The 8,649-nt window shown below is 36.0% G+C and carries 6 protein-coding genes, 1 rRNA gene and 1 pseudogene; 4 read left to right on the top strand and 4 right to left on the bottom strand.

The window, feature by feature from the left end:
• The 4 genes and pseudogenes from AFK68_RS42255 to sufB all read right to left on the bottom strand — a co-directional run.
• A pseudogene (locus AFK68_RS42255) lies at positions 1–129 on the bottom strand (cysteine desulfurase); the annotation flags it as partial.
• Between the two features lie 489 nt (positions 130–618).
• Complete coding sequence (sufD, locus tag AFK68_RS21745) at positions 619–1,980, bottom strand: Fe-S cluster assembly protein SufD (RefSeq protein ID WP_210407550.1); 1,362 nt, start codon at positions 1,978–1,980, stop codon at positions 619–621.
• A gap of 581 nt (positions 1,981–2,561) precedes the next feature.
• Positions 2,562–3,344, bottom strand: coding sequence for a Fe-S cluster assembly ATPase SufC (gene sufC, locus AFK68_RS21740; RefSeq protein ID WP_094675011.1), 783 nt, complete (start codon positions 3,342–3,344; stop codon positions 2,562–2,564).
• A 446-nt stretch (positions 3,345–3,790) separates the two neighbouring features.
• A complete protein-coding gene (gene sufB, locus AFK68_RS21735; protein ID WP_094675009.1) occupies positions 3,791–5,227 on the bottom strand; it encodes a Fe-S cluster assembly protein SufB in 1,437 nt (478 codons plus the stop codon).
• Positions 5,228–5,612: 385 nt separating this feature from the next.
• On the opposite strand from sufB, the gene sufR reads away from it, so the two are divergent.
• The 4 genes from sufR to nadC all read left to right on the top strand — a co-directional run bounded on the left by sufR (position 5,613) and on the right by nadC (position 8,646).
• Positions 5,613–6,329, top strand: a complete 717-nt coding sequence (gene sufR, locus AFK68_RS21730) for an iron-sulfur cluster biosynthesis transcriptional regulator SufR (RefSeq protein WP_094675007.1) — start codon at positions 5,613–5,615, stop codon at positions 6,327–6,329.
• Between the two features lie 46 nt (positions 6,330–6,375).
• Complete coding sequence (locus AFK68_RS21725) at positions 6,376–6,747, top strand: hypothetical protein (protein WP_094675005.1); 372 nt, start codon at positions 6,376–6,378, stop codon at positions 6,745–6,747.
• A gap of 227 nt (positions 6,748–6,974) precedes the next feature.
• Positions 6,975–7,091: ribosomal RNA gene (gene rrf / locus AFK68_RS21720) — 5S ribosomal RNA — on the top strand.
• Between the two features lie 691 nt (positions 7,092–7,782).
• Positions 7,783–8,646, top strand: coding sequence for a carboxylating nicotinate-nucleotide diphosphorylase (gene nadC / locus AFK68_RS21715; RefSeq protein ID WP_094675003.1), 864 nt, complete (start codon positions 7,783–7,785; stop codon positions 8,644–8,646).
• Positions 8,647–8,649 lie beyond the last annotated feature (3 nt).

The raw sequence follows: 8,649 nt of genomic DNA, 5'->3' as shown, positions 1-8,649 counted from the left end.
TGCTAAAGGTTTTTGGGAAGTAGCAGCATTATCTAAATAAACCAGTGGTTTACCATTTATTTCCTGATTTAAAATCGGAAAATCTGCTCGTACTTTATCTGCCAAAGTTCTGTCTTGAATAATAGTCATTTTTTCAGTTATAGCGCGTAGCGCTAGGGAATAGAGAATAGGGAATAGGGAATAGGGAATAGCAAACTGTCCAAGGATTTTTCGTATAGGGAAAAGCTCTGCTAACAGGATTTATAAATGTCCGCGCCCTTTACTTCGACTGCTATTTCAGTTTTTTTAAGGAGTAGGAAATAGTAATTCCGGAAACAATCTCATGGGCAAGATGCCTGCACTACAAAGGTTTTATTATTAATAATATTTTTACCTCATAGACTTGGAGCTTACTGTAAGTTTAAATCTACTTTTTAACTCACTTTCCTCCTTAATTACTTCTTGCCGAAATAATTAATAATTAAACAATCAAATAATTAGATGATTCTGGTCTAAAGCCTCCCCTTTTAAGGAAAAAAAAGAAATAGTATTTCCTTATATTCAATCAAGAAAGGTTTTAACCAGAGGTAATTATCAATTATCCATTATCAATTATCAATTAATGAACTATTCCTTCTTTTAAACTTTACAAGCGACACATTGTTTTAAAATATGTTGCAAAGAAGGTAGGGGTAACTTGTTAATAATTTCTGCTGCAAAAGCATCAATTAATAAGTTGCGACTTGCTTCTTGACTTAAACCTCGACTTTGTAGATAAAATACTTCATCATCATCTAACTGACTAACAGTTGCTCCGTGAGAACATTTAACATCATCGGCAATAATTTCTAACTCCGGTTTTGTATCAACTCTTCCACCAGAAGAAAGCAACAAATTACGATTTAACTGAGCAGCATTTGTTAACTGTGCAGTTTGAGAAACATAGACTTTACCATTAAATACAGAATGTGCTTTATTGTCAACAATAGACTTATAAAGTTGGTCGGTAACACCATGGGGATGATTCAAAATAATGCTGCTGTGAGTATCCGCTTCTTGAGCGTTACCAATAAATGACAAACCATAAAGATTAGTTTCTGTTCCCTCACCCATTTGAGTCACTTCTAAATTATGACGAGATAACTTTGCCCCTAAATGAATAGCATTACAGCTATAACGACTATTTTTTGCTTGAGCGATCGCTGTTTTGCCAATATGAAATGCTGCTCCTGCATCTCGTTGCACCCTGGTATGATTAATTTCGGCATTTTCCTCTACCCATATTTCTGTAACAGTATTTGTCAGATAAGGGTGAGAACTTGGTGCTTCTGGACAAATGACTTCTGCTGTCACGCAATGCTCAACTATTTTCGCGCTACTATTACTTTCCGCTACTACTAAACAACGACGCTGAGTCAATATGGGAATTTCCGTCTCAGTAGCAATAAATAATAGATGTATTGGTTTTTCTACCACCTGATTTTTTGGCAACCATACTACTGCTGCATCAGTTAAACCAGCAGTATTTAAGGAAGTAAATACTTCTTGACTTCCTGGTTGTTGCGCCAAATAATTGCCGATGCGCTCTTGATATTCGGTTGGTAACTGTCCCAAGTTGCCTACAAATATCTCATTTTCTATATCTGTCAGGGATGATAAGTTAGGTGCAAATACTCCATTAACAAATACCAACCGACTGTCTATTGCTTCCGGTAAAATAAAGGGAGCGATACTCAAAGCATCTAATTCTACAGGAGCAGGTGCTTGGAAACCTAACTTCATCATTGCAGATAAGTCAGTAAATCGCCATTCCTCATCTTGCTTAGTCGGAAAAGCTAACTCACGCACCCAAGTTGCTGCGCGATCGCGAACCTGTTGTAACCAAGCTGCCATATTTGCACCTAAAGGAAATTCTGGAGGTACAGTTGGAGAAACTCCTTTACAAGATTCTTCGAGTAATTTATCTAAATAAGATATCTCTGGTTTTACAGACACTTGCATAATTTTTATACCAATTATCAAAACTAGGGAACTGGGAACTGGGAACTGGGAACAGTTGAATTTCCAAGGGTTTTTCGTATAGGGAAACGCTCCGCGTTTTCCTACGGAATGCTTCGCAATATGTTTGCGTAGCAAAACAGCATTGATAAATGTCCGCGTCCTTTGCTTCGACTGCTATCATACTATACTTAGGTAACACTTCAATTATTAAGTAATTAACACACTTTTTTTTAATCTTTTTGATAATTATCTATCAATCAGTTAGTGTTAATTCTTTTTATGTGTAGGGACGTTGCACAGGCAAAAATGCGTTTTCCGTTCCGGAATGTTCCGCTTTCCATGTCGGCGACAGCCGTTAACGGAGTTATGCGCCAGCAAAACATGTTCCGCAGCAAAACGTCCCTACTATTCTACTCATCCGCTCAAGGAAATTTATAAAAGTTTCTGAGAAATTATCTTCCCAAAAATTAAGGTTTTAAACCTCTCCTTTCATTTCAGGGAGAAAAAAGTTCCTCTGAACCAATCATCTTAGTTTTTAAGAAGAGGTAATTATTAATTATTAATTGTTAATTATTAATTATTTAAACCCCTACCTTTGCTTCTTCAATCACATCATCGTAACCTTTTTCTTCTAGTTCTAATGCTAATTCTTTTGTACCAGTTTTAATAATTCTACCGCCTTCAGTTACATGAACAAAATCTGGCACAATATAGTTTAATAAACGTTGATAGTGAGTAATTACTAACATAGAATTTGATTCATTTGCCAATTCATTTACTCCGTTTGCGACTATCCTCAAAGCATCAATATCTAATCCTGAGTCTGTCTCATCTAAAATTGCTAATTTTGGATCTAACAATGCCATTTGTAAGATTTCATTTCGCTTCTTTTCTCCACCAGAAAAACCTTCATTTACACTGCGGTCTAAAAATTCTGGTTTCATCTTGACAATACCTAATTTATCCTGTACCAAATCGTCAAAATCAAAAGCGTCTAATTCTTCTAATCCTTGATATTTACGTTTAGTATTATAAGCAACTCGCAAAAAGTCTAAGTTGCTCACTCCAGGAATTTCCAGAGGATATTGAAAAGCCAAGAACACCCCATTTAATGACCGTTCTTCTGGCTCCATCTCTAATAAATTTTTTCCTAAAAATGTAACTTCTCCACCTGTAACTTCGTAGGCAGGATGACCTGCCAATACTTTAGAAAAGGTACTTTTACCGGAACCATTCGGACCCATAATAGCATGAATTTCTCCAGCTTTTATTTCTAGATTCAAACCTTTAAGAATCTCTTTTCCTTCGACATTAGCTGTTAAGTTTTTAACAGATAAAATAACTTCGCTATTTTCTTTAATCATGTTTACACCTTTGAATAGTTCTGAATTATTTTTTTTAGTAAAATCCTTGAATAAGTGTAGGTTGGGTTGTTTGCGTTAGCATTGCACAGCATAGAACGTTTGCGGAGCATTTCCAACGGAAAAACCCAACAACAAGTACCTAATTTTATTCCTAAATCACAGGAATATATGCTTTTAGACTTGAAAGTATATGTAATTAATCCTGCATAATTACTTAATAACCTATCCCTTATTAAGACAGATTTTTATAAAGTATGGCAATAATAACGCTGATGTTGGGTTTCACTTTGTTCTACCCAACCTACATTTTTAGGCTAATTATTAATTGATGATGAATAATAAATAATGCCAACCATCTCTGATTATCAATTATCCATTGGTAAGGAAAAGCTTTAAACCTCTAGGAATTAATTATCAATTATTCATTATCCATTATCAATTATTAATTATCCCACCGTTCCTTCTAATTTCAAACTCAATAACTTATCAGCTTCCGCAGCAAATTCCATCGGTAATTCATTAAATACATCTTTACAGAAACCACTAATAATCATAGACACTGCATCTTCAGCAGAAATACCTCTTTGAGTAAAATAAAAAAGTTGGTCTTCTCCTATTTTAGAAGTAGAAGCTTCATGCTCAACCTTAGCAGTATTATTATCTACTTGAATATAGGGAAAAGTATTTGCTTGAGCGCGATCGCCTATTAACATTGAGTCACATTGAGAATAGTTCCGCGCACCCTTCGCACCAGATCCCATTTTCACTAAACCACGGTAACTATTAGCAGAATTTCCAGCAGAAATACCCTTAGAAATAATTGTACTGCGAGTATTTTTGCCGATATGTACCATTTTTGTACCTGTATCTGCTTGTTGTTTATTATTAGTTAGAGCAACAGAATAAAATTCTCCTACTGAGTTGTCACCTACTAAAACACAACTAGGATATTTCCAGGTAATAGCGGAACCAGTTTCTACTTGCGTCCAGGAAATTTTAGAATTTACTCCCTTACACAAACCGCGCTTAGTCACAAAATTATAGATACCACCCTTACCATTTTCATCTCCAGCAAACCAGTTTTGCACAGTCGAATATTTAATATCAGCGTTATCCAGAGCAACAAGTTCAACAACCGCAGCATGAAGTTGGTTAGTATCAAACATCGGAGCAGTGCAACCTTCCAAATAGGTGACAGAACTACCTTCTTCTGCTACAATAAGAGTCCGCTCAAACTGCCCAGAGTCGCCATTATTGATTCTAAAGTAAGTAGACAAATCCATCGGACATTGTACACCTTTAGGAATAAAAACAAAAGACCCATCACTAAATACAGCAGAATTTAGAGCAGCAAAAAAATTATCCCCCACTGGTACAACACTACCCAGATATTTTTCCACTAATTCTGGATATTCCTTTACTGCTTCAGAAATAGAGCAAAAAATCACTCCTTCTTCAGCAAGCTTTTCTTTAAAAGTAGTAGCAACAGAAACACTATCAAAGACAGCATCAACTGCAACATTACTCAGACGTTTCTGCTCTGATAGAGGGATACCCAGTTTCTCAAAAGTATCCAACAAAGTAGGATCTACTTCATCTAAGCTTTTTTTCTTATCTTGAACCTTTGGCGCTGAATAGTAAATTATATTCTGGTAGTCTATTTTTGGATAGTCAACCTGCGCCCATACTGGTTCCTTCATTTGCAACCACTTCTGATATGCTTTGAGGCGAAAGTTAAGCATAAACTCTGGTTCATTCTTTTTTGCAGAAATCAGACGAACTATATCTTCACTGAGTCCGCGAGGAATAGTATCTGATTCAATATCAGTGACGAAACCATATTTATAAGGTTGATTAACTAAGGTTGTTACTTTAGCAGTCATTTTACTTATTTCCTAGTAATTATTTCCTAGTTATATTTATAGGACTTACACAGAAACCGGGTTGATCGACGAAATTTCGTGATTTGAAATAATCAGGGCAATAAACTCGGTTTCTTGTTTGGGTGTCTAAGTCCTGATTTACTTACTTAGTAATTTAAAGAGGCTTTAGTGGCCATTAGGATTTAAACAACTTATTTGTTGCTTAAGTCTATTTTAGGTTACATTAACAACAGTGATATTGTCAAAGTCCAGTAAAAAATTTTTTTTGACCAAAAAAACAAAAAATAAGGTCTCTTGTCCTTTTAAGGGAATAAAAAATCAACTTCAGTATTTCAAGTGTCCCAATACAGAGGTTGTTACTGATAACTGATAACTGATAATTGAAATAATGGAAACAACTCAACAAAATTCAACCAAACAAGAAATCCTGCAACATTTGATGAAGCGAACTCAAGCTACTGCCTTGGAATTAGCTGAGTCCCTAGAAGTTAGCCCCCAAGCTATACGCCGCCATTTAAAAGATTTGGAAACAGAAGGACTAATTACATATAAATCAGTAGCAACAGGAATGGGAAGGCCACAACATATCTATGAACTGACAACTCAAGGACGCGATCGCTTTCCCCACAGTTACGATCAGTTCGCTGTTTCTTTTCTGGATACTTTGGCAGAAACTATGGGATATGACCAACTTACCCAAATCCTGCACAAACAATGGCAACGTAAGGCAATGCACTATCGCCAACTACTGGGAACAGGATCAGTGCAGGAGCGCGTAGCCCATTTAGTAGAACTCCGCAAAGCTGAGGGTTACATGGCAGAGTGGTATCCTAATGAACAGGTCAAAATTGAAAATTCAAAATTCAAAAGTGATTCAACTTTAGAGGAAGTTGAAGGATATATATTGATAGAACATAACTGTGCCATATCTAATGTGGCCGAATCTTTCCCCAGTGTTTGTGGCCATGAGTTAGAGATGTTTGGTGCTGTACTGCCTGATTGTACTGTAGAGAGAACCCATTGGATTGTTAATGGAGAACATCGTTGTGGTTATTTAATTATTAAACAGAAGGAAGAAGGAAGAAGCGAAGAAGTGGTGTAATTTTTCTTTATACTGTCAATAAAAAAATATAAAATTAAAAGTTGATATGCAACCATCGATGGAATTTTTAACGCCAGAGGAGTCTGCTCAAGTTGATGCAGCGCTCCTAACTTCTAAGGATAAGTTTTCAACACGATTGGCCATTTATTCTTTGAGGTGTTTAAGGCAAATAGCCACTGAAACAGGTTTGACTCCAGAGAAAATACCTGCTGAACAGGTGGAAACTTGGATTAAAAAGGATGAAAGTCTGAAGCAAAATTTAGATATAGATGCTAATTTTGAGAGTTTCTTTATTAAATTGGTGATGGCCTCGTTATCTCCTTTAAAGCAGGTTGCTCAAGAATCTGCTATACCAATTCAGGATTTGACAGTTCAGCAGGTTATTAAATGGTTTGAGAAAAAAGGAAAGCTAGACTAAAGATTTTAGGCACGGATGGGATGATTAAGAGATGGACGTTTTTTAGTTAGGCATTTGAGGAAAAATGAACGATTTGAACTCAAAGTTTGAGACGGAAAAAAAATTTTGCTTAGGGGGTTGACATTTATAGAAAAGGTATTTATAGTAATAAATGTAAGGAAAACAAAGAGCTGGACGACCTAAAGGTTAAAGGCAAATATAATTACTTTAATTAATTATAAAGTTTTCCTGGTGTCTATGACGTAGTGGAACCACTCCGATCCATCCCGAACTCGGAAGTGAAACGCTAGAGTGGCGAAGATACTCGGTGGGTAGCTGCCCGGTAAAATAGCACGATGCCAGGTTAAATATAAACAAAGGTTCTCTCAACGATACGAGAGAACCTTTGTTTTTTGGTGAATTTAACATTCCTCTTACCAAAAAATAAAGGTATAAAGCCTCTCACTCACCGTGGAGAAACAAAAAAATTTCCTTTTATTCAATCCTCTTCCTTTTAGGGCTATGCTTTATAAACATCTTTCTTAACATAAAACTTGACAAAACAGACAAGTTATGTGTGTGTAGGTCTTGAAAAGGCTTTTTTCACAGCAAAAATGTATTCATCCATTACATTTTTTTTAATAACTTAAGTAGTTTTGCCTAGCTACTATAACTATTTCTCCCTTCTCCCCTGCTCCCTGCTCCCCCTCTCCCCACAAGGTTTTCAGCAGTTCCTTATAAGGGATAGCTTTTAGGGAGAGCTAATTATCAATTATCAATTATCAATTATTGAAAAACAGTATCTAAATACTATTTAGAGCAATCCTAAATAAGTCTAAATAGGTTGTAAGATTTTATCGTAGGGCTTTTGGTCTCGAAATCTGTTGGTACTTGGGTTTGGAGACCAAACCCCTACAGTTTTTTTTCACAAATCATTCCTATATATTTAGATGAAATATTAAAGCAGTAGAAATATAGGTAACTTACAAGATAATTATTATCCTATAGGAAAAAATAATTTTATTCAATTTATTAATATCGGAAAAAGGCGAAACTATGAAAGCAGTTGTACCTCCAAAACTAATATTAGATAATTTATTAAAAGATTGGCTGCTAGAAGATATTGGTAGAGGCGATCGCACAACTTCTGGCCTATTTTCAGGTAGTGAAGTAATTTTAGGTACTGGCCATTGGTTAGTAAAGGAAGCAGGAGTCATTGCAGGTTTACCCATAGCAGCTAGGGTATTTCAAATTCTGGATGAAAAGGTAAATTTTTTATCCACTGTTGTAGAGGGGGAATGGTGCGAGAAGGGAACAGTAGTTGCTAAATTAGATGGGCCTTTAGATAGTTTACTCACTGGGGAGAGGGTGGCCTTAAATCTAGGAATGCGTCTGAGTGGGATAGCAACTATGACTCGTAGATATGCAGATAAAATTGCCGATCTACCAGTGCAACTCGTTGATACTCGGAAAACAACACCTGGTCTGAGAATATTAGAAAAATATGCCACTCAAGTTGGTGGGGCAAAAAATCATCGGATGGGTTTGGATGATGCGGTAATGATTAAAGATAATCATATTGCTGCTGCTGGAGGTATTGGGGAGGCGATCGCTAAAGTCAGAGAAACAATGCCTTATCCTTTAACTATTGAAGTAGAAACAGAAACATTAGTAGAAGTAGAGACTGCTTTGGAGCATCAAGCAGATATTATTATGCTTGATAATATGTCTGTTGAAGTGATGGAGCAAGCAGTTAAAATGATTCGGCAAAATAATAGTCGGATTAAAATAGAAGCTTCGGGAAATATTACCTTAGAAACTATTAGGAATGTTGCCGAAACAGGAGTAGATTATATTTCTACAAGTGCTCCTATTACTCGGTCAACTTGGTTAGATTTAAGTATGAAAATTAGGGAGTAGGGG

This window comes from Hydrocoleum sp. CS-953 (genome assembly GCF_002260545.1).
In the GTDB taxonomy this organism is placed as follows: Bacteria; Cyanobacteriota; Cyanobacteriia; order Cyanobacteriales; family Microcoleaceae; genus Trichodesmium.
The sequence above is the reverse complement of the archived record's forward strand: the minus strand, read 5'-3'. Positions and strand labels throughout refer to the sequence as shown.